Source organism: Photorhabdus bodei, assembly GCF_003287735.1.
Classification (GTDB): Bacteria; Pseudomonadota; Gammaproteobacteria; order Enterobacterales; family Enterobacteriaceae; genus Photorhabdus; species Photorhabdus kayaii.
On sequence record NZ_NSCM01000033.1, the window covers coordinates 1 to 19,808 of the forward strand.

The 19,808-nt window shown below is 39.0% G+C and carries 22 protein-coding genes and 1 pseudogene; 4 read left to right on the forward strand and 19 right to left on the reverse strand.

Annotation, left to right across the window (positions count from 1 at the left end):
- On the forward strand, window positions 1-515 hold a 515-nt coding region (locus CKY02_RS16185; protein ID WP_112896095.1), incomplete at its 5' end, for an IS630 family transposase.
- 65 nt (window positions 516-580) lie between these two features.
- On the opposite strand, the gene can is transcribed toward CKY02_RS16185, so the two are convergent.
- Entirely contained in the window at window positions 581-1,234 is a 654-nt protein-coding gene (gene can, locus CKY02_RS16190) for a carbonate dehydratase (RefSeq protein WP_011145235.1), read from the reverse strand.
- A gap of 187 nt (window positions 1,235-1,421) precedes the next feature.
- Between can and CKY02_RS16195 the strand changes: the two genes are divergently transcribed.
- Complete coding sequence (locus CKY02_RS16195) at window positions 1,422-2,333, forward strand: ABC transporter ATP-binding protein (RefSeq protein WP_112877027.1); 912 nt, start codon at window positions 1,422-1,424, stop codon at window positions 2,331-2,333.
- 11 nt (window positions 2,334-2,344) lie between these two features.
- Window positions 2,345-3,115: an ABC transporter permease gene (locus CKY02_RS16200; RefSeq protein ID WP_112896096.1), complete on the forward strand. Its 771-nt coding sequence runs from the start codon at window positions 2,345-2,347 to the stop codon at window positions 3,113-3,115.
- A 99-nt stretch (window positions 3,116-3,214) separates the two neighbouring features.
- On the opposite strand, the gene panD is transcribed toward CKY02_RS16200, so the two are convergent.
- The 18 genes and pseudogenes from panD to cpmA all read right to left on the reverse strand — a co-directional run bounded on the left by panD (window position 3,215) and on the right by cpmA (window position 16,955).
- A complete protein-coding gene (gene panD, locus CKY02_RS16205; protein WP_112896097.1) occupies window positions 3,215-3,595 on the reverse strand; it encodes an aspartate 1-decarboxylase in 381 nt (126 codons plus the stop codon).
- A 67-nt stretch (window positions 3,596-3,662) separates the two neighbouring features.
- The gene (gene panC, locus CKY02_RS16210) at window positions 3,663-4,517 is read right to left on the reverse strand and encodes a pantoate--beta-alanine ligase (RefSeq protein WP_112896098.1); all 855 of its coding nucleotides are present in this window, start codon (window positions 4,515-4,517) and stop codon (window positions 3,663-3,665) included.
- Between the two features lie 38 nt (window positions 4,518-4,555).
- A complete protein-coding gene (locus CKY02_RS24780) occupies window positions 4,556-4,726 on the reverse strand; it encodes a hypothetical protein (protein ID WP_162119830.1) in 171 nt (56 codons plus the stop codon).
- The gene (gene panB / locus CKY02_RS16215) at window positions 4,692-5,483 is read right to left on the reverse strand and encodes a 3-methyl-2-oxobutanoate hydroxymethyltransferase (RefSeq protein ID WP_112896099.1); all 792 of its coding nucleotides are present in this window, start codon (window positions 5,481-5,483) and stop codon (window positions 4,692-4,694) included. Before panB ends, CKY02_RS24780 begins: the two co-directional genes overlap by 35 nt.
- Before the next feature lie 89 nt (window positions 5,484-5,572).
- Window positions 5,573-6,067: a 2-amino-4-hydroxy-6-hydroxymethyldihydropteridine diphosphokinase gene (gene folK, locus CKY02_RS16220; RefSeq protein ID WP_112896100.1), complete on the reverse strand. Its 495-nt coding sequence runs from the start codon at window positions 6,065-6,067 to the stop codon at window positions 5,573-5,575.
- Between the two features lie 6 nt (window positions 6,068-6,073).
- Window positions 6,074-7,576 carry a polynucleotide adenylyltransferase PcnB gene (pcnB, locus tag CKY02_RS16225; protein WP_240002069.1) on the reverse strand — a complete coding sequence of 501 codons (1,503 nt, stop codon included), beginning with the start codon at window positions 7,574-7,576 and terminating at the stop codon, window positions 6,074-6,076.
- Between the two features lie 90 nt (window positions 7,577-7,666).
- On the reverse strand, window positions 7,667-8,617 hold the full coding sequence (gluQRS, locus tag CKY02_RS16230) for a tRNA glutamyl-Q(34) synthetase GluQRS (protein ID WP_112896102.1): 951 nt from the start codon (window positions 8,615-8,617) through the stop codon (window positions 7,667-7,669).
- Window positions 8,618-8,679: 62 nt separating this feature from the next.
- Entirely contained in the window at window positions 8,680-9,135 is a 456-nt protein-coding gene (dksA, locus tag CKY02_RS16235; RefSeq protein ID WP_011145244.1) for an RNA polymerase-binding protein DksA, read from the reverse strand.
- Between the two features lie 195 nt (window positions 9,136-9,330).
- The gene (gene sfsA / locus CKY02_RS16240; protein WP_112896103.1) at window positions 9,331-10,038 is read right to left on the reverse strand and encodes a DNA/RNA nuclease SfsA; all 708 of its coding nucleotides are present in this window, start codon (window positions 10,036-10,038) and stop codon (window positions 9,331-9,333) included.
- Window positions 10,039-10,083: 45 nt separating this feature from the next.
- The gene (locus CKY02_RS24785; protein ID WP_162119833.1) at window positions 10,084-10,239 is read right to left on the reverse strand and encodes a hypothetical protein; all 156 of its coding nucleotides are present in this window, start codon (window positions 10,237-10,239) and stop codon (window positions 10,084-10,086) included.
- Window positions 10,240-10,426: 187 nt separating this feature from the next.
- Complete coding sequence (gene cpmH, locus CKY02_RS16245) at window positions 10,427-10,981, reverse strand: carbapenem biosynthesis protein CpmH (RefSeq protein WP_112896104.1); 555 nt, start codon at window positions 10,979-10,981, stop codon at window positions 10,427-10,429.
- Complete coding sequence (gene cpmG, locus CKY02_RS16250; protein WP_011145247.1) at window positions 10,978-11,514, reverse strand: carbapenem biosynthesis protein CpmG; 537 nt, start codon at window positions 11,512-11,514, stop codon at window positions 10,978-10,980. Before cpmG ends, cpmH begins: the two co-directional genes overlap by 4 nt.
- Window positions 11,504-12,352 (reverse strand): carbapenem biosynthesis protein CpmF, encoded by an 849-nt coding sequence (gene cpmF, locus CKY02_RS16255; RefSeq protein ID WP_112877017.1) that lies wholly within the window; start codon window positions 12,350-12,352, stop codon window positions 11,504-11,506. Before cpmF ends, cpmG begins: the two co-directional genes overlap by 11 nt.
- A gap of 8 nt (window positions 12,353-12,360) precedes the next feature.
- Window positions 12,361-12,615: a carbapenem biosynthesis protein CpmE gene (gene cpmE / locus CKY02_RS16260; RefSeq protein WP_112896105.1), complete on the reverse strand. Its 255-nt coding sequence runs from the start codon at window positions 12,613-12,615 to the stop codon at window positions 12,361-12,363.
- Window positions 12,602-13,787, reverse strand: a pseudogene (gene cpmD / locus CKY02_RS16265) (carbapenem biosynthesis protein CpmD). The gene cpmE and the pseudogene cpmD overlap by 14 nt, the downstream one beginning before the upstream one ends.
- A 76-nt stretch (window positions 13,788-13,863) precedes the next feature.
- Window positions 13,864-14,685: a (5R)-carbapenem-3-carboxylate synthase gene (cpmC, locus tag CKY02_RS16270; protein WP_112896107.1), complete on the reverse strand. Its 822-nt coding sequence runs from the start codon at window positions 14,683-14,685 to the stop codon at window positions 13,864-13,866.
- Window positions 14,686-15,447, reverse strand: coding sequence for a carboxymethylproline synthase (gene cpmB / locus CKY02_RS16275; RefSeq protein WP_112877014.1), 762 nt, complete (start codon window positions 15,445-15,447; stop codon window positions 14,686-14,688).
- Window positions 15,448-15,449: 2 nt separating this feature from the next.
- Entirely contained in the window at window positions 15,450-16,955 is a 1,506-nt protein-coding gene (cpmA, locus tag CKY02_RS16280) for a carbapenam-3-carboxylate synthase (RefSeq protein WP_112896108.1), read from the reverse strand.
- 323 nt (window positions 16,956-17,278) lie between these two features.
- Between cpmA and hrpB the strand changes: the two genes are divergently transcribed.
- Window positions 17,279-19,717, forward strand: a complete 2,439-nt coding sequence (gene hrpB / locus CKY02_RS16285) for an ATP-dependent helicase HrpB (RefSeq protein ID WP_112896109.1) — start codon at window positions 17,279-17,281, stop codon at window positions 19,715-19,717.
- Window positions 19,718-19,808: the final 91 nt, after the last annotated feature.

Consider the following 19,808-nt stretch of genomic DNA (forward strand, 5'->3'; position numbering starts at 1 on the left):
CCACGCAGGGGACGAAACTCGCTTATGGCTGGATGCGCAAAGGCCAGAAAACCGCGGTGAAAACCACGGGCAGCCGTACCCGTCTGAACCTGATGGGTGCCCTGAATCTGGCCGATATCAGTAAAACAGTGGTACGCGAATATGACCGTATCGACAGTTATCATATCGCCGAGTTCTTCATTGCCCTGCGTGAAACCTATCCGGTCAGTCAGAAGGTTCATATTATCCTTGACGGAGCCGGTTACCACCGGAGTAAGCTGGTGAAAGACTGGGCTTATGTGATGAATATCGACCTTCATTACTTACCGCCATACAGCCCGAATCTGAACCTGATAGAAAGGCTGTGGAAAGTGATGAATGAACAGGTCAGAAATAACCATTATTTCGCCTCGACGACCTTGTTCAGGCAGGCAATACATCGCTTTTTTACGGAAATATTACCGGAACTTGCCGGGAACCTGTCGTGCCGTATTAATGACAACTTCCAGGTTCTGAATCCTGCATCTTCAAGTTAAACGGGTATATTGAAAAAGTTAAATATAACCTTTTCTACAGCGTATTTTATGAATGATCTAAAAAATCACTTCTTATGCGTCAGTTTGGATATTGTCTGGCGATAAGCAAGTTCCAGCTTTTCACGACTGTCAGCCGTCACTTCAAGATCCTGCAATTGACCGTTATGAATACCGTAAACCCAACCGTGGATCATCACTTTTTGGCCTCGTTTCCATGCTGCTTGCATAATGGTTGAGTGACCAAGGTTATATACTTGCTCAACAACGTTAATTTCGCACAGACGGTTCAGACGCTCATTAGGGGGTAATTCACCTAGCATAGAACTGTGTTTATACCAAAGATCACGAATATGTAGCAGCCAGTTGTTAATCAACCCCAGTTCGGTGCCATCAATCGCCGCTTCGATACCACCGCAACCGTAGTGTCCGCAGATAATGATATGTTCAACTTCCAGTACATCTACCGCATATTGAATAACTGAAAGACAATTTAAGTCAGTATGAATAACCAGGTTTGCAACGTTTCTGTGAACAAATAAGTCACCGGGGGCGGCATCAATTAGTTTTTCTGCTGGTACCCGGCTGTCTGAACAACCAATCCATAAGAAATGAGGTTTTTGTGATTTTGCTAATTCTTTGAAAAAAATTGGATTTTCTTCGTTAACCGATTCTGACCACTGCTTGTTATTGGCAAGCAGCTCTTCTATTTTTTTCATCATGATTCATAGCCTGGTAGTGTTTCTTTAAGATAGAATCATATACAACATCAATTGAAATTTTAATATTTTATTGCTGTTTGTTTTTAATCTTTCTGCTGTTTTTGCAAAGCAAGTCAGGCAGAAAAGGGGCATTATGTTTCCACATTACACGCAAAGGCGACCAGATAATAAAGGTGTTTTGTAATTTATGACTTATGCATTGGAGTTAACGCAGCTTACTAAGACTTACACTGATGGCGTTAAGGCGCTGCGTGGGATAGACCTGAATGTGGAAGTTGGAGACTTCTACGCATTATTAGGCCCGAATGGTGCAGGGAAATCCACCACAATCGGTATTATTAGCTCTCTGGTAAACAAAAGCAGCGGTAAGGTTAAGGTGTTTGGCTATGATATCGATACTGATATTGTGAATGCTAAACGTCAATTAGGTCTTGTTCCGCAAGAATTTAACTTTAATCCGTTTGAGACGGTGTTGCAGATTGTTCTCAATCAGGCCGGTTACTATGGTGTACCGCGAAAAGTGGCTCAAGCCAGAGCGAAAACTTATCTGTCGCAGTTAGATCTGTGGGAAAAACGCAATCAACGGGCGATTCGTTTGTCTGGTGGGATGAAACGACGTCTGATGATTGTACGTGCGTTGATGCATCAGCCTAAATTATTGATCCTTGATGAACCGACTGCCGGTGTTGATATTGAACTTCGTCGCTCTATGTGGAATTTTTTGCAAGAGCTGAATGCTCAGGGAACGACAATTATTCTAACGACTCACTATCTGGAAGAAGCAGAAATGCTGTGCCGTAATATTGGTATTATTCAGCATGGTGAATTGGTGGAAAACACCAGTATGAAAAATTTACTCAGTCGGGTGGAATCTGAAACATTCTTCTTCGATCTGGCAACACAAAACCCAATTCTTGAACTAGTAGGATATGATTATCGACTGCTGGATGCCTCTACTTTGGAAGTGGATGTTCAACGTGGTCAGGGAATAAATAGCGTATTTACCCAATTAAGTGCTCAGGGTATTCATATTTTGAGTATGCGTAATAAAGCGAACCGTCTGGAAGAGTTATTTGTCAGCTTGGTGAGCAACAAATAAGGAGATAGTAAATGATTCAGTTGTACTGGGTGGCGCTAAAAACTATCTGGATTAAAGAAATTACCCGTTTTGGTCGTATCTGGGTACAGACTTTATTACCGCCGGTTATTACCATGTCGCTCTATTTTATTATCTTCGGTAGCTTGATTGGTTCGCGTATTGGAGAAATGGGCGGTGTCGATTATATGCAGTTTATTGTCCCTGGCCTTATTATGATGGCAGTGATTACTAACTCTTATGCCAATGTTTCTTCCTCCTTCTTTGGTGCGAAATTTCAGCGCAGTATTGAGGAATTATTGGTGGCGCCGGTTCCGACACACATAGTGATTGTGGGGTTTGTTGGTGGTGGTGTTGCCCGTGGTGTCAGCGTCGGTATTCTGGTGACATTGGTTTCTCTATTTTTTGTGCCGCTTCATATTCATGCGTGGTGGATGATTGTTGTCACGTTGTTGATGACCTCCATTTTGTTCTCACTAGGGGGGTTGCTGAATTCGATTTTTGCTAAAACATTTGATGATATCAGCATTATTCCGACCTTCGTATTAACGCCACTGACTTATCTTGGTGGGGTATTTTATTCATTGACATTATTACCCCCATTTTGGCAAGCGGTTTCCAAGTTGAACCCGATCGTTTATATGATTAGTGGTTTCCGTTATGGTTTCTTGGGGATTACTGATGTTTCTTTGATAATTACGTTGGGTGTTTTGACTGCATTTATTGTGGTTTTTTATCTTGTTGCTTGGTATTTAATTGAAACAGGGCGGGGATTGAGAACTTAATTGTAGATTATTTTGTTATTAAGTGGTGGTGAATGGGTAGGGGAAGTTTACTTGCAATGTCTTCACAACCTACCCATTATTGAGCGCTTAAATTAATATTTAAGCTACCTGAACTGGCACGGCTTTAGCTATACGGCTCATAATATTATCACTGTCGAAGTAAGCGATATTAGGCTTATGATGACGGGCATCTTCGTTAGGGATTTGTACATATGAGCAAATAATTAGCTTATCACCTACCGCGGCACGGCGTGCTGCTGCTCCGTTAACTGAAATTATTCTAGAACCACGTTCAGCGGCGATAGCATAAGTGGAAAAACGCTCGCCGTTATCCACGTTATAGATATCAATAGCTTCATATTCCAGAATACCGGCTGCATCCATGAAATTCTGATCAATTGCACAGGAACCTTCATAATGCAAATCTGCCTGAGTGACTTTCACCCGGTGCAATTTCCCCTGTAGCATCGTACGCAACATGGTTTTTCTCCTGATTCGATGACAACTTAGAACTTTTTTGCATCAATAACGCCTGATACAACGGCGATTATTGCGTTAAATCTACTTGCTGATTATCGATCAAACGGGTTTGACCTAACCAGGCAGCCATTAGAATAACGGCTTTTTTGCTTTCGGTATTTAACGGTGCCAATGTTTCGGCGTCACGGATAAACAACTCATCAGGTACAAAACCCGTTTCGTGTAGTTGTGCGGAAGCTTGAATGAGCAATTGTTCTGTGTGGCATTCACCCTGTGCCATTTTTTCAGCGATAGATCGCATGATCTTGCTGAATTCTGGGGCGATTCGACGTTCATCGGCTGTTAAATTGTTATTACGCGAACTGAGAGCCAGGCCATTTTTGTCGCGCACAGTAGGTACTGAAACCAGCGTAATATCATAAGCCAGGTCGGCGATCATTTTGCGAATAAGTTGTAATTGTTGAAAATCTTTTTCGCCAAAGTAGGTTAAATCTGGTTGCACTAGATTGAATAGTTTGCTCACCACGGTTGAAACACCACGGAAATGACCGGGACGACTGGCCCCTTCCAGCATGGTAGAAAGCCCAGGAACTTCAACATAAGTCTGATGTTCCATACCATCAGGGTATATTTCCTTATCAGCAGGAGCAAATACCAGATCGACACCGTGTTGATGAAGTTTTTCGCAATCTTCCTGTAAAGTGCGGGGATATTTTGCCAGATCATCCTGACGATTAAACTGCATCGGGTTGACGAAAATAGAGACGATCACAATATCTGCTTGCCCTTTGGCTGTATCGACTAACGTCATATGGCCGTCGTGCAAGTTACCCATTGTTGGCACCAGTGCAATGCGTTTTCCTTCCTGACGCCAGCGGCGGATTTCACGGCGTAGAATCGGTACAGTTTCGACAATCAACATTGCTTAATACTCCTTCATGTGTTTATACCCGTCATCTTTCAAGCTGCCTCTTTGTTGGCTGCACTCACCCCGGTCACATAGTTATCTATGCTCCCGGGGATTCGTTCCCTTGCCGTCGCGATGCATCTTGAAATCCATAGGGTATACAGCCTTCGGGCTAACAAGGGTAATTTATTAATAAAATGAGTGTTCTTTACCTGGGTAGGCACCGCTTTCCACTTGTTCTTTATATAAGCGGATGGCATCACGTATATTTCCTGCTTCTTCAAGGAAGTTTTTCACAAATTTAGGGGGGCTTACGGTAATGCCTAGTGCGTCATGCATCACTAAAACTTGCCCATCAGTCACATTACCGGCACCAATACCAATTACCGGGATCTGTAATTCATCGGTGATACGTTTAGCTAAATCAACAGGTACGCATTCTAGCACCAGTAGTTGTATGCCTGCTTTTTCTAAGGTAATGGCATCTTTTATCAATTGATTCGCTGATATTTCATCACGTCCTTGAACTTTATAACCGCCAAGAATATGGACTGATTGAGGAGTTAGCCCTAAATGAGCGCAAACGGGTACAGAACGCTCGGTAAGCATGCTAATGGTATCGTATAACCAGCCACCGCCTTCAAGTTTCACCATGTTAGCGCCAGCACGCATAAGCTTGGCTGCGTTTTCACAACTTTGCTCTGGTGTGGCATAACTCATGAAGGGCATATCGGCAATGATAAAAGTATAAGGTGCTCCGGCACGGACGCAACGAGTATGATAGACAATATCTTCAACTGTCACTGGAATGGTGGTATCAGCCCCTTGCACAGTCATACCCAGTGAGTCACCAACCAGCATGACATCGATACCTTGCTCGGCAAACAGGTGGGCAAAGCTGGCGTCATAAGCGGTAATAGTTGCGAATTTACGTTTTTCTTTTTTGAGCTGATTCAGATCAGTCATGGTTATTGGTTTCATTATTTATCTTCCTTCTCCTGCAATTTTTCTTGTTATGTACAGAAATCGGCCACGGACTGAACTGAGATCCCTATATGTAATGATTAGAATCAGAGCTGCGGTTGCAGCCAGAGTGTCAGGCCGTTTTCTGGGATGTGTTTCAGTCTTTCAGATAAAGCTTCCCCATCAGGAAATATAAGATCAGGGGCAATTTCAGCTAACGGGTAGAGCATAAATTCGCGCTGTTTTAGTCCGTAGTGAGGCACTGTCAATCGTTCGGTAGTAATCACCTGATCACCAAATAGCATGATATCCAGATCGAGGGTTCTTGGCCCCCAGCGTTCATCTTTTCTTACCCGTCCCTGGGCCAGTTCAATCGCCTGAGTGTGATTGAGTAATTCTTCCGGTGTTAGCGTGGTTTCCAGCGCGACTGCCGTATTCAGAAAATCAGGTTGATTCTGCGGCCCCATCGGTTTAGTCCGATACAGTGAGGAGCAGGCAATACATTCTGTTTCCGGTAAATCTTTTAATGCAGCAAGTGCATTTTTTACTTGCTGCATAGGTTCTGCCAGATTGCTACCAACAGCGATATAAACACGAGCCATAATTTATTAGCTGTTCCTGCTCAGTCTTGGTTTATAGTGACGGCGAGGCCGTGTACGACGACGAACAATCTCACTGCCCAGTTCAGAAATCATACTCCGTTGCTGTGATGCATTGACTTGCTGAAATTCTCCCCACCAATCGACAAGATCTTTTAGCTCATTGCGATTTTCAACATTGGCTCTCAGTTCCAGCAAATCATAGGCAGCACGGAATTTAGGGTGTTCCATCAGTTTATTTGCCCGCTTACCATGACGGCGTGGCAGACGTAACTGTAATTGCCAGATATCACGCATGATGGTTGTCAGGCGCTTAGGAATGGCAATGGAGTGGCATTGCTCATCCAGAATGTCATTCATCGCCAATGCAAAAGCATCGTAGTAAGCCAGGCCACCTTCTTGAGACAGCTTTTCCGCATGTTCAACCAGTGGATACCAGAGCATTGCGGCGAACAAAAACGCCGGGTTAACCCGTTTATCATTTTGTAACCGGTAATCGGTATTCTTCAAAACCTGATTGAGTATACGTTCCATTGGCGAATCGTTATTTTCGGTGAAATAGCGTTGAACCAATGGGAAAAGTGGTTGAAATAGGCGGTATTCGCGCAGAAGTTTATAAGTGCTGTAACCTTGACCAGTTTGTAAAAGTTTTAAAGATTCTTCAAACAGACGGGCAGGTGGAATATTACTCAGCAGAAAAGCCAAACGAGAAATAGGTTCGGCGGTACCTTCGCTGATGGTCATATTCAGTTTGCTAGCGAAACGGATCGCACGCAGCATTCTTACTGGATCTTCCCGATAGCGGGTTTCAGGATCGCCAATCAAGCGGATAATACCGGTTTCCAGATCATGAAGGCCACCGGCATAATCACGCAGAGAGAAATCATTGATACCGTAATAGAGGCTGTTTATGGTGAAATCGCGGCGCATAGCATCTTCTTCAATTGAGCCGAAGATGTTATCCCGCAGTAGCATGCCGCTTTGTGCTTGTTGTGATTGATTTTTATCATCAGAACCCGTTTGTTCATGTGGACCACGGAATGTTGCGACTTCAATCACTTCCTGACCAAACATAATATGAGCTAAGCGAAAGCGGCGTCCAACCAGACGGCAGTTACGAAATAATTTACGCACCTGTTCTGGTGTGGCATTGGTGGCAATATCAAAATCTTTCGGTTTTGTACCGAGTAATAAGTCACGGACACCACCGCCAACCAAATAGGCTTCAAAACCGGATTTATTCAAACGGTAAAGGACTTTCAGTGCATTTTCACTGATATCCCTGCGGGAAATACAATGTTGTTCCCGTGGAATTATCGTTATCGATAAATTCGAATGAGGATTCTCCTGTTCAACCTTCCTTGGTGTCTCCACATTGGATAAGAGTTGATAAGGGTTTTGGCGATTAGAGTGAAGAGTTATGTACTCTTCCTGAGCAGAACGGTCAGATCTGGTGACTGGCCTTTCACTGGCTGCCTGTAGTTCGCGGTTATTTTTCCCTTCGCGGATCAATAAGTTACGGCAGAAATTTGCTACTCGGTTAAAAATGGTACACCTCGATAAGTAACTAATCATATAAAACAAATAAAAAACAGCGGCTAATCATAGCCTACTGTGTATTTTTTGAGAATGGTTGTTATGACTAACCGTAACTTTATTCATGTTATCTATGTGCATTTTACCTTGTCGTGGAATTCGATCCAGATCCCAACGTGCTGTTGCTTTTTGCAACAATTGATCACGAGAAAGATCTTGCCAGTTTTCTATAACAGATTGATTAAGGAAAGATAATGCCTCAATCAGTAATGGCCGGGGATCATCCAATGGAATCGGCTGAGCATGATTCTGTTTGGAAAGTTTATTGCCGTCCTTATTCAGAGCGAGTGGTAAATGAATATAGTCAGGTATTTTGAGATTTAACTGCTGATAAAGCGCAATCTGGCGGACAGTTGGTTCAATCAAATCTGCCCCTCTTACCACCTCAGTCACCCCTTGGTAATCATCATCAATAACAACCACTAAATTATAGGCAAATAAACCGTCACGACGGTGAATAATAAAATCTTCTTCAGCCATGACCGGATCGGCGTTCAGATATCCTTGTAATTTATCTTCAAAACCGTAAACCGGATGACGCTGTTTGAATCGAATTGCTGCATGATCAATGGGCAAATTTAATTCACGACAGTTTCTATCATAAAAACCATTAATCTGATGAATGCGTTGACGGGTACAGGTGCAGTAATAACTTAAACCTTGTTGTTGCAATTGATTAAGGACATGGCGATAAGCCTCATGGCGTTGAGACTGATAGAGAATTTCACCATCCCAATGTAAACCATAATGTTCAAGTGCGTGAAGAATACGGCTGGCAGCACCGGGAACTTCTCTGGGCGGATCAATATCATCAATACGTATCAGCCACTTTCCCTGACAAGCACGGGCTTGCAAATAGCTGCCAATGGCAGTGATTAATGAACCAAAATGCAGGTCACCAGAAGGTGATGGGGCGAAACGCCCAATATAAGCTTGGGGACGTTCAGATTTTATCATATGGAGATCAGTGGGGTTGTTTATACGGCGTCATAAAGACGCCGTATTCGGAACACCATTAATTAGCCAGCCATCTGTTTTTCACGGATTTCGGCCAGCGTCTTACAATCAATACACAAATCTGCGGTTGGACGGGCTTCCAAACGACGGATGCCGATCTCAATGCCGCAGGATTCACAAAAACCGAAATCGTCATCTTCGACTTTTTTCAGGGTTTTCTCGATCTTCTTAATCAATTTACGCTCACGATCGCGGTTACGTAATTCAAGACTGAATTCTTCTTCCTGCGCCGCACGGTCAACTGGATCAGGGAAGTTCGCTGCCTCATCCTGCATATGAGATACAGTACGATCTACTTCATCCCTGAGTTGATTGCGCCATGCTTCAAGAATTAGCTTGAAATGCGCCAACTGGGCATCGTTCATGTATTCTTCACCTGGCTTCTCTTGGTAAGGTTCTACCCCAGCGATGGCGAGAATGCTTAAGGACGAGGTTTTACGTTTTTGCCCTTCTTGCATAATACTTCTCCTAACACACGCACTATCAAACGAACCCCTAGCGGGGAAAAAAATAGGCCGTTATAAATAGCAGATGGAGCAAAGGTTGGCAATTGTTCCTGCCATTAGTTTCACAATGGTGTGGAAGCAAATGTATTGCATGCCTTTACACCTTGTACAACTTGGCTGCAAATATTAGGTGAATCGGTAAGTTAATCATTTTAGTACAAAAGTTAACTTATCGCCTAAAACCATCCCTTTTCCTGTCATGTTGGCCTGGTAACAGATAACTTCGACCCCAGAATTTTGCGCTTGTTCCAAAAGAGATGAATAATTATGATCAATATGTGCAGCCGCCGCGACCTGCCTGATGCCAGAATGCAAGACCGCAAAAAATAAAACAGCCCTTTGCCCTTGTTCTGCTATGTGTTGCAATTCCCGTAGGTGTTTTTGCCCGCGAGTCGTGACAGCGTCAGGGAAATAGCCACAATTTTCCTGGAGAAGAGTCACTGATTTCACTTCAATGTAGCAATTAACTTGCTGTTCTGCCTGTAATAGCAGATCTATCCGGCTGTTCTCTTCGCCATATTTCACTTCCCGACTGATTTTTTTATATTCAGAAAATTCTGGAATGGCATTTTGTGCAATAGCCTCGGCGACTAAATCATTTGCTCTGAGCGTATTGACACAAATCCAGTGACCAGCCGGTGTTTCTGTCAATTCCCAACTGTTGGGGTATTTACGTTTTGGATTATCGGAGGTGGAATACCAAACCGTATCTCCCGGTGTCGCACAGCCAGTCATTGCGCCCGTATTGGCACAGTGGATAGTCAGTGTTTCACCTTCCGGTGTGATGACATCAGCCAGGAAGCGTTTATAGCGACGAATTAGCGTGGCAGGTTGTAAAGGTGGATGGAATTCCATAAAAACTCCTGAATGACGGATGGCATAAGATTGAAGCGGGCAATGCTACAATGTTCTTTCAGTCGACCAAAACATCTTTCCACAACATTTCGTCTTATGGTCGAATTTTACCCGTCTATCTGACCGGGATTTTTCGTTTGATTTATATCCGTCATCTTTCAAGTTGCCTCTTTGTTGGCTGCACTCGCTCACCCCGGTCACATCGTTCTCTATGCTCCCGGGGATTCACTCCCTTGCCGTCGCGATGCATCTTGAAATCTTTAGGGTATATGCTGAATACCAAGACTATCCAGCAGGTGTAATGTATATTAGTCGAATCTGTCATTAAATAGTTATTTAACGGAGTGTACTATTCCGTTGCTTTTGAAACCCCTATTATCGCTTAAAATTAGTAAAGAATTTCAAGTTGAACAGGGTCACTTATTATTTTAATAACCCCAGTGTCAGATTTTTCAAATTCAATTTGATATTTTTCATTGTCAATGCCTGTAATAATATTATCTAGATAAGAATATGCGAATCTTATTGATTTGCTTTTAGCCCATTCAGGTAATAAATGCACATAGTAGTTAAAAACTATAAACCCTCTTTTTTTATTTATGTAAGTTATACTTAGAATGTCTTTTAACATCATTCTACCGTAACAAAAATCACCATTTTTATTAAATTCTTTTTTTCCTAACTTGGTTAAGTTCCATAATTTATTTTTTCCTCTTTTAAAATCCAATTTCACTAATCCAGCATCAACAAGAGATTCCATGTTCGCATTAACCCATATAGAATTTTCATTAATTGATACTGGCCATTCAGTTTCACCTAGGCATAATAATATTTTATCGTCAATTTTTTTTTGTATTTTTTTTCTAAAAGATTCATTTTCTCCTGAATGACAAAAAAAAGATAAAAAAAATAAAAAAAATAAAAAAAATAAAAAAAATTTCATAAACTACACTCCATATTATATTCTGTCATGGCATCACTAACATTTTTATATTTTTTCTTTGTAAGATAGGATTTAGTATAATCCCAATAATAATTTGAAATACCAGGCACTTCATTGTTATATTTTATATCATATTTAATAAATTCTACTGGGTATTCTCCAAATATGTCATCATCATTATTTTTTTTGCGAAAAAAAATAATATAATAAACCCCATTTTTTACCCTTAGCTCGTAATCTTGTATTTTTATTTCAGAAGCAGATAATTTAAAATCAAACCAAGTAAAACCAGTATCATTTGGGAGTGGAACTATATTAAATTTCCCATTTTTATTTTTTATAAAAACAGTTAATGTGTTACTTGGATGAGATGTATTGTTTTCAAATTTGGCATAAAAAATTACATCTTTTTTTCCATCACCATTCAAATCTATAAGATTGATTCCATCCTTTAGATTTACCTTATTTCCGCAATGAGAAAATGCCTCAAACGAGAAAAGTAAAATAAAAATAAGGTAAAATTTATTTTTCATTTAAATAGCTCCTAACTAATCTAAATCCAACATCTGGCATAATATATCCTGAACTATGGTTATCACAACTGGATAAGCTGTTTGCATGGGAAAGATAACTTCCACCACAAAAATAGTACAACTTAACTGTACCAAGTTCATAACTATCATAGACCCATTCAGAAACATTTCCACTCATATCGTATAAATCTAAGTCGTTTGGAGATAATTTACCTACAACCTGTGTTCCAAAATTACTTGTATTAAACTCTGGATACCATGCCACCTTCTTAGAATCATTGCTTCCAGAGTGATAGTATCCATATCTTCCTAATCGTAAGGCAGGTTTTCCGCCCCTTGCTGCAACATGCCATTCATTTAAGGTAGGTAAACGATAGCCATTAGCGTTTGTATTTATAAAGATCTCTAAGTTTTTGTCTTTTTTTCTAATAATTTTATTTCCTTTTTGAAAATATACTGGAGTGAGTTTTAATTTCTCACTTAATGCATTTGAAAAAAGAATGGTATCTAACCATTTAATACTAGTCACAGGATGCCTGCCTTCATCCTGCTCAGGAGGAAGACAATCTTCATAATATGCCCCATTACATCCATCATCAAAATCATAACCATTTAATATAGCCCATTCATATACCTCTTTATATTCTGAATAAGTAACTTCATTCTTCATGATATAAAAAGAATTTAATGTAACATTAGAATGAGATTCATAATTTTGAGCGCCAAACACACTACCAACGTAAAAATCACCGCCTTCAACAAAGCTGAGTTTCATGTTATCAAATGAATATGCTTTTGATGACATTATTATAGATAAAAACAAATAAATATATTTCATTTTTTTTCCTATATTTCAATGTTGCTTTTCGGGTATGAGCAGCAAGTCAATATATATCCAGAAGATATTTTATCTCTAGATATTCCACCAGAATGATCTAAATTAACTTCACCAGAAATAAGCTTTACTTTACATTTGCCACAATATCCAGAAGCGCAATGATATTTTAATTTAACTCCATTATTATAAGCACATTTCAAAATCGTTTCATTCGATGATATATCAAAAGAATCATTTCCAATTTTTAATTTAAAGACATCCATTTTTATCTCCCGTATTTTTTTAATCTTAAAATAATCTCTTTCATTATCTTTTTGTTTTCTGTAACAAAGGTATCTGAAGCCACTGCATTTTCATTTATCCTTCTTAATAAATATGGCAATGATTTATCAATTGGCCCATATGGCAAATATTTACACGTCCTAATACCATTGTAAGCTAGTTTTGATGAAATATGATCTCCAATCCCGTACAATTGTCCAATCCAAAATGATTTGTTTTTTAATTCATTCTTATTTAATATGATTGATATACTATTTTCATTATGAGTTGCAAAAAAAGGATAAAAATACTCAATTCTTTTTGATATGTATTCAACTAAATAATTATAATTTAAATCAGTCTCTTCTTTTTTTAAAAAAAATGTTCCAATTGATTTTTCTTTATGTTTAATCTCTTCTTCTAAATAAGCTCCTCTAACAATCTTAATACCAACTTTAATGTTATTATCAATAGCAATTTTATGTAGTAACATCAGAAGATCAATGGATTCTTTTTTGTAGGATTGTATTGTTAATGTTATAATAGGTAATATTTTATTGTGTTTAATAATGCTATCTATGACAATCTTGTCTACTGCCGCCTGAATCCAAGATTGCTCTGCATCAATCATAACTTTAACTGATTTAATTTCTGCATAATGAAATATTTTTTCATAACGTTCTAATATCCTACTCCAAGAATTAATTTTTTCTCCAAAAAAATTCCAACCTCTCATTTTTTCTTCATAAAGATGAATATCTCCTAGTGATGAAGGCTTAATGGCAACATATGGTATATTGGACTCTTTGCTAGCGAGATCAATTAATTTTAATGTTGACTCTAGCGCATTATCAAAGAAAATTTCGTCGTTTTTCCCTTCAATTGCATAATCTAATATGCTATGAATATTATTTTTTGATAGAAAAATCACATTAGCCTTTGCTTCATCTATACTTTCACCACCAAAATAAACCCCATTTAAAAACCTAATAAAAAACTTATTTTTTTTATTTAAAATAAATCTCATCATCCATAAAGAAATTTTTTTTGTGATTTTATTTGTTAACAATAAAGTTACAAAAAACTTAAGAAAAAGGGTTGATATACTATATCTAGAATACAGTGATGTTTCGTCTTTAAAAACTTTATTGTTGTTTGATTTTTTATTAGCCATTATTTGTAATTTCTATAGTTATAACAACTCATATGTCACTTTATTTTTACCTCCCCTTCTATGAAGGGGGAGGAATTTAAATATCAGCAGTTTGCCCACGGTAAAGACGACGAACGATATTATCGTCATCAAATTCTTCCCTTTCATGAATAACTCTTCTGTTATCCATTATAATTAAATCACCTCTTTCCCAATAATGCTTATAATAATAGCGGGGATTTTTCATAAATTCAGTAAGCTCAGCAAAAAATCTCTTTGTTTCTTCATCTGTGAACCCAACAATTCTTGGCTCCCAGCTGGCTGGTTGTCCCTCATCGAATGGAAAATATATTAGCATTTTTCTCACCCATCCAAGGTCAGTAAATACAGGAACCTGAAACCATCCAGCAGGAGATACATCTACGTAGTAGCCATATTCTAGAACTCTTACTTCAAAAATTTCATTTTCTAAAATATTTAATAAATGTTTAGGCATTTCTTTGCATGCAAGAACATGGTCACAAACGGTAGTTGCTCCTCGAAACTTCATGTTTTTTATTTCAGCAGCATATAAAAAAACTTGATCTACTTGCGATAATAATAACCCACCATCAGCATGAAATGGGAGTTGTCCACGCCCAGTGACAATTTTTCCTTTTTCGCCTTCAAGTTTTAATGTATCACGATACCCAAAACCAACATCTATTTTTTCATCTGCATACTCAACTATTGTTCCATATTTGCTGTATATATCGCGAAATTCATCAGCATTAAGGTTTATTTTATTGACTACAATAAAGCCTTGTCTCATTAGAAGATTTTTAATTTCTTTAGCAGAAGCTTTCAAAAAATCATCTGTACTAATGTTAGCACCAAAACCTGACTGCATTATTGGTGACCATTGTAAATTTTTATTCATTTAATTATCCTCATAATATTTATCACCAAGTACTTTTTTAAAGTGCTTTTGAGAATCTCTAGAGCCAAACGAATTTTTATGAACTAATTTTGATTCTTTTCTGCTATCTTCCAAGATATCAACGAATTTTTTGTTCATAAATTTTTTTGTGTTCGAGTATGCTGTTTTCGGATATTTTGCTAGTAAATTAGCGCGTTCTATAGCTGTTTCTAAAAGAATTTCTTTATCTATTACCTGATTTGCAATGTTGTATTTAATACACATTTCTGATGAAAGTTCTTCGCATTCAAATACAATTTTTCTCATTATATTATGTCCATGTGTAAAACTAAGTATAGCTGCACCTACAGAACAGCCAATACCGTGTTTTAATTCAGGCATTATAAATTTAGCTTCGCTTGATATAATTCTTTGGTCAAACATTAGAGCAAATTGAAATCCCATTCCTACAGCATAACCATCTACCGCAGCTACTGTTGGTTTGTTTACGTTTAAAACAGCACAATATAGATCAATCACTCTATCTATCCAACGTTCCACATTTTCTCCTGATAGATTTTTAACTTCATTGAAATCTCCCCCAGAAGAAAAAGAACGATTCTCTCCACCATAAACAACAATGGCTTTAACATTGTCATCTTGATCAGCTTTAATTAAAGATTTTTTAATTGAATTTTCTAAGCTTTCACTAAATGGATTATGCTTATTTTCATGGTTAAGTATAATTACTCTAATTGAGCTAAAATCTCTTTCTATTACCATATCTAACTCCTTTTTATAATTTCACGCAACTTGGTTGAATTTGCTTCTTCAATTGACAATTTTCCTGTCAAAAACTCTTTATATATAGAATAACTAAACCTTGTTTTATCTTGATAGTTATTTACTTCAGTTCCTATCATTGTTGCAAAAAACTTATTGACAGATGATCCTTCATGAATACCTATTTTTTTTCTCCATATTATTTCTTTTGGGAGGATATTTATACTGCTTGCATATTCCCGTAAAATATTTTTAACTTCATTATCTCTTATTTTAAAGTATGGGTCCAAATTATGACATAAAGATATAAGATTATTAGTCCAAAATGGGTGATAAACGTTCAACCCATAATTTCCTGCTCCATGAGTTGAAAATTCTCCTGTCCATTTAGTTCTATAAACTTGCTCAGATAATATTTTATTTGGTTCAATATAGGATTTTCCGGGTTCTAATATCCCTCCAAATAATAGATCAGAACCATATCCTGTTATCAATGAGTTAACTTTTCCTTTTGCTAATTCATAAACATTAAATAATCCTGATTGAATCTCAGAAGATAATCCGTCAAATATTTCATTATGATAAATAGCTTTTACTACACCTGATATAACTTCATCTTCACTAAGAATTTTAACTTCGTGTTCTGTACCGAGATAATCAGAAACAATTTTAGAAAATTCAAATTCATTGCTTAATTCTGTTCCTATAGACCATGTTTTTACTTTATCAAAATACTTTGATGCTAAAGCAGTAACTAAACTTGAATCTAATCCTCCTGATAGTGGAACACCTATAGTTTCATTATTTTTAGATAACCGGGAAATAGAATTTCTCAAATCAGAATCAATTATTTCAAGAAGGTCACTTTCTTTTATATCAAAAAGATTTTCCTCTACAGGAGGTATTACATATTCAACTCCTAAATGAGGATATCTTTGTTCATCAAATGTTAATTTATTTATTGTACCAGGCTTTAATCTGGACACATTTCTTATTGGTGAAAAATTATCTGGTTTTAGTGAGCTTTTAATAACTTCGCTTTCAGATTTGAAATCAAAAGCTTTATCTCCCTCTACCTTACCAACAATCTTCAAGCTATTAGTAATCCAAATCAAATCTGTCTGTACTAAATTTACTAAATTTAATCCTCTAGACTCCGTTGTTACTTCTATATTTCCTTTTTTATCCTCAATAAAAAGGCAATAATCCCCTTCTGCTATAGAAATAATGGAATTACCAAATTTTTCTCTAATTAATAATAAAACCTCCACATCGCTAAGCACACCAGCTCTTCCTTCTATTTTTCCAAGAATGGATCTGATGGTAGATATGTTATATATATTACCAATTAAAAAAGCAGTATATCTTTCACTTTTAAATTTAGATACATTTGTTGTATTACGGAAGAGTATTCTTCCGGTAGATAACTCATCAAATTGAAACTCATTTGTTAATTCATTTAAATTTTTATCAAAACTATATTTGACAAAGCAAAATTCAGAGCCCAATTTTAAACTCCTTTCATAACTTTGTAAAAACAATTAAGAATCTAGATAATTAAAAGATTAGCACATTAAATGAATTTATCAATGTATTTGACATTAAAATTAAAATTATTTATATATCTAATCTAATTATTTGTTTTTAAAACAGAAACCGCAATATTACCGTATCAATGGCAATTATGTATGATTATATTCTCTCTGTACTCTGTATTGGCACAGTGGATAGAATTTCATAAAAACTCCTGAATGACGGATGGCATAAGATTGAAGCAGGCAATGCTACAATGCCGGCGGTTGAAAGTTAACTTTCTTTGTATGGAGTGTTTGTGTCTTTATTGCCTGTATATGAGATCGTCGAACCTGTCCTGAGTGCGTTGAAAAATTCACAACAGGTCCTGCTTCATGCTCCGGCCGGTGCCGGGAAGTCGACGGCTTTACCATTGGAAATTCTGAAAAAAGCTGATTTCTCTGGGCGTATCATCATGTTAGAACCACGGCGGATTGCCGCTCGCAGTGTTGCTAATCGCCTTGCCGCTCAACTGAATGAAAATATCGGGCAGACCGTGGGTTACCGAATGCGTTCAGAAACAAAAGTGAGTACAACTACTCGCCTTGAAGTGGTAACAGAAGGCATTTTAACCCGTATGTTGCAGCAAGATCCCATGCTAATCGGGGTTTCTCTGGTGATTCTGGATGAATTCCATGAGCGCAGCTTGCAAGCTGATTTGGCGTTGGCATTGTTGCTGGATGTACAGGCAGGGCTGCGGGATGATCTGCGAATTTTGATCATGTCAGCGACGCTGGATAATCAGCGGCTCTGTTCTTTATTACCTGATGCGCCGGTAATCATTTCTGACGGGAGAAGCTTTCCTGTGACCAGACATTATTGTCCTTTGTCTGCTCACCAACCTTTTGAACAGAGTATAGCCACCGTTGTATTGCGGTTACTCCAACAGGAGCAAGGTTCTGTGCTGTTGTTTTTGCCGGGTAGCGGGGAAATTCAACGGGTGTTTGGACTGCTTAGCGGGAGAGTTGCTGAGGATACCGATTTGTGCCCGTTATACGGTGCGTTGTCATTAGCTGAGCAACAAAAAGCGATCGAACCTTCACCATCTGGACGCCGTAAAGTTGTTTTGGCGACTAACATTGCAGAAACCAGTTTAACGATTGAAGGTATTCGGTTGGTGATTGATAGTGGTCTTGAACGCACGACGCGTTTTGAACCCAAAAATGGTCTGACTCGCCTGATCACTCAACGCATCAGTCAAGCCTCTATGACACAACGAGCGGGTCGGGCAGGACGGTTGGAAGCCGGTGTGTGTTGGCATCTATTCAGCCAAGAACAGGCAGAAAGAGCGGCAGAGCATAGTGAGCCCGAAATTCTGAATGCTGATCTCAGTGGCTTATGGTTCTCCTTATTGCAGTGGGGATGTCATGATATTTCCCAATTGTGCTGGCTAGATAGGCCACCTGCCGCCGCTCTGGCAGTAGCCAAATCACTGTTATTACAGTTAGGTGCAATCAGTAACAATGGTCAGTTAACGTCCAGAGGCAGAAAAATGGCGGAATCCGGTAGTGATCCGCGTCTGGCAGCGATGTTATGTGCAGGGTTGGAACAAGGGGCCGATATGCTGGCAACCGCCGCTATGCTGACCGCGATTCTGGAGGAGCCGCCCCGTGATGGTCAGCCGGACATCACTTATTGGGTTGAGCAGCGACAAGCTCATTGGTTACGGCGGGCAAAGCAGTTAGTTAGAAATATGGGTGATCATTTTGGTGAGCCAGACGGTGGATTTGCTGCAATGCTATTAGCCCAAGGTTTCCCTGACAGAATAGCCAAAAATCGGGATAAGGGAGGGCGTTTTCAACTGTCGAACGGTCTGGGAACGATAATCGATGATGAAGAAACGTTATCTGGCGAATCGTGGCTGGTGGCTCCTTCATTATTACAAAACAGTAGAAATCCTGACGCGCGTATTTTGCTGGCTTGTCCTCTGGATATTGAACGACTGATACAGCAACAGCCGAATTTATTCAGTGAACAGAGTGTCGTTGAATGGGATGATAACAAAGGGACGTTGCAGGCTTGGAAGCGGCTGCAATGTGGCAGCCTGACAGTAAAAGCCCAACGATTGGCAAAGCCTTCCGATGAGCAATTACAACAGGCTCTGCTAAACTGGTTACGCAGTGAGGGATTACATGAGCTGAATTGGTCACCTGCGGCGGTTCAGTTGTGCATCCGTATCCAATGTGCGGCCAAATGGTTGCCTGAAATGCCGTGGCCGCCAGTCAATAATGATGCATTAATGGCTTCTCTTGATGATTGGTTAATGCCGTTCCTCACTGGTGTGCGTGATTTGAAAGGGCTGAAACAGATTGATTTATTGCCGGCACTGGAAAATTTGCTGGATTGGCAGCAACAACAGTGTCTGGATAATGAATTGCCTATTTATTACACTGTCCCTACCGGCAGTCGGATAGCAATCTGTTATTTCAGTGATAAACCACCGGTATTATCAGTTCGGATACAGGAAATGTATGGTGAGCGGCAAAGCCCATCTCTGGCAAAAGGGCGGGTAACACTGGTGCTTGAACTACTATCACCTGCCCAAAGGCCATTGCAGATCACACAGGATTTGGCTGCTTTTTGGCAAGGATCCTATCGTGAAGTGCAAAAAGAGATGAAAGGGCGTTATCCAAAACATTTATGGCCGGATGATCCGGCGAATACGGTACCGACTCGGCGGACAAAAAGATATTCGTAATAGAGTTTAACCCTTGTTTTTGCCGGCGAATAAATTCATTAAAAAATATGAAAACCCAATAATAGCATCTAAACGGTTTCGGAGAATTTTG

Excerpts from the sequence above, each read along its gene's own strand:
- can (WP_011145235.1), bottom strand. The coding sequence starts at position 1,234 with ATGATGAAAAAAATAGAAGAGCTGCTTGCCAATAACAAGCAGTGGTCA.
- CKY02_RS16195 (WP_112877027.1), top strand. The coding sequence starts at position 1,422 with ATGACTTATGCATTGGAGTTAACGCAGCTTACTAAGACTTACACTGAT.
- CKY02_RS16200 (WP_112896096.1), top strand. The coding sequence starts at position 2,345 with ATGATTCAGTTGTACTGGGTGGCGCTAAAAACTATCTGGATTAAAGAA.
- panD (WP_112896097.1), bottom strand. The coding sequence starts at position 3,595 with ATGTTGCGTACGATGCTACAGGGGAAATTGCACCGGGTGAAAGTCACT.
- panC (WP_112896098.1), bottom strand. The coding sequence starts at position 4,517 with ATGTTGATTGTCGAAACTGTACCGATTCTACGCCGTGAAATCCGCCGC.
- panB (WP_112896099.1), bottom strand. The coding sequence starts at position 5,483 with ATGAAACCAATAACCATGACTGATCTGAATCAGCTCAAAAAAGAAAAA.
- folK (WP_112896100.1), bottom strand. The coding sequence starts at position 6,067 with ATGGCTCGTGTTTATATCGCTGTTGGTAGCAATCTGGCAGAACCTATG.
- gluQRS (WP_112896102.1), bottom strand. The coding sequence starts at position 8,617 with ATGATAAAATCTGAACGTCCCCAAGCTTATATTGGGCGTTTCGCCCCA.
- dksA (WP_011145244.1), bottom strand. The coding sequence starts at position 9,135 with ATGCAAGAAGGGCAAAAACGTAAAACCTCGTCCTTAAGCATTCTCGCC.
- sfsA (WP_112896103.1), bottom strand. The coding sequence starts at position 10,038 with ATGGAATTCCATCCACCTTTACAACCTGCCACGCTAATTCGTCGCTAT.
- cpmH (WP_112896104.1), bottom strand. The coding sequence starts at position 10,981 with ATGAAATTTTTTTTATTTTTTTTATTTTTTTTATTTTTTTTATCTTTT.
- cpmG (WP_011145247.1), bottom strand. The coding sequence starts at position 11,514 with ATGAAAAATAAATTTTACCTTATTTTTATTTTACTTTTCTCGTTTGAG.
- cpmF (WP_112877017.1), bottom strand. The coding sequence starts at position 12,352 with ATGAAATATATTTATTTGTTTTTATCTATAATAATGTCATCAAAAGCA.
- cpmE (WP_112896105.1), bottom strand. The coding sequence starts at position 12,615 with ATGGATGTCTTTAAATTAAAAATTGGAAATGATTCTTTTGATATATCA.
- cpmC (WP_112896107.1), bottom strand. The coding sequence starts at position 14,685 with ATGAATAAAAATTTACAATGGTCACCAATAATGCAGTCAGGTTTTGGT.
- cpmB (WP_112877014.1), bottom strand. The coding sequence starts at position 15,447 with ATGGTAATAGAAAGAGATTTTAGCTCAATTAGAGTAATTATACTTAAC.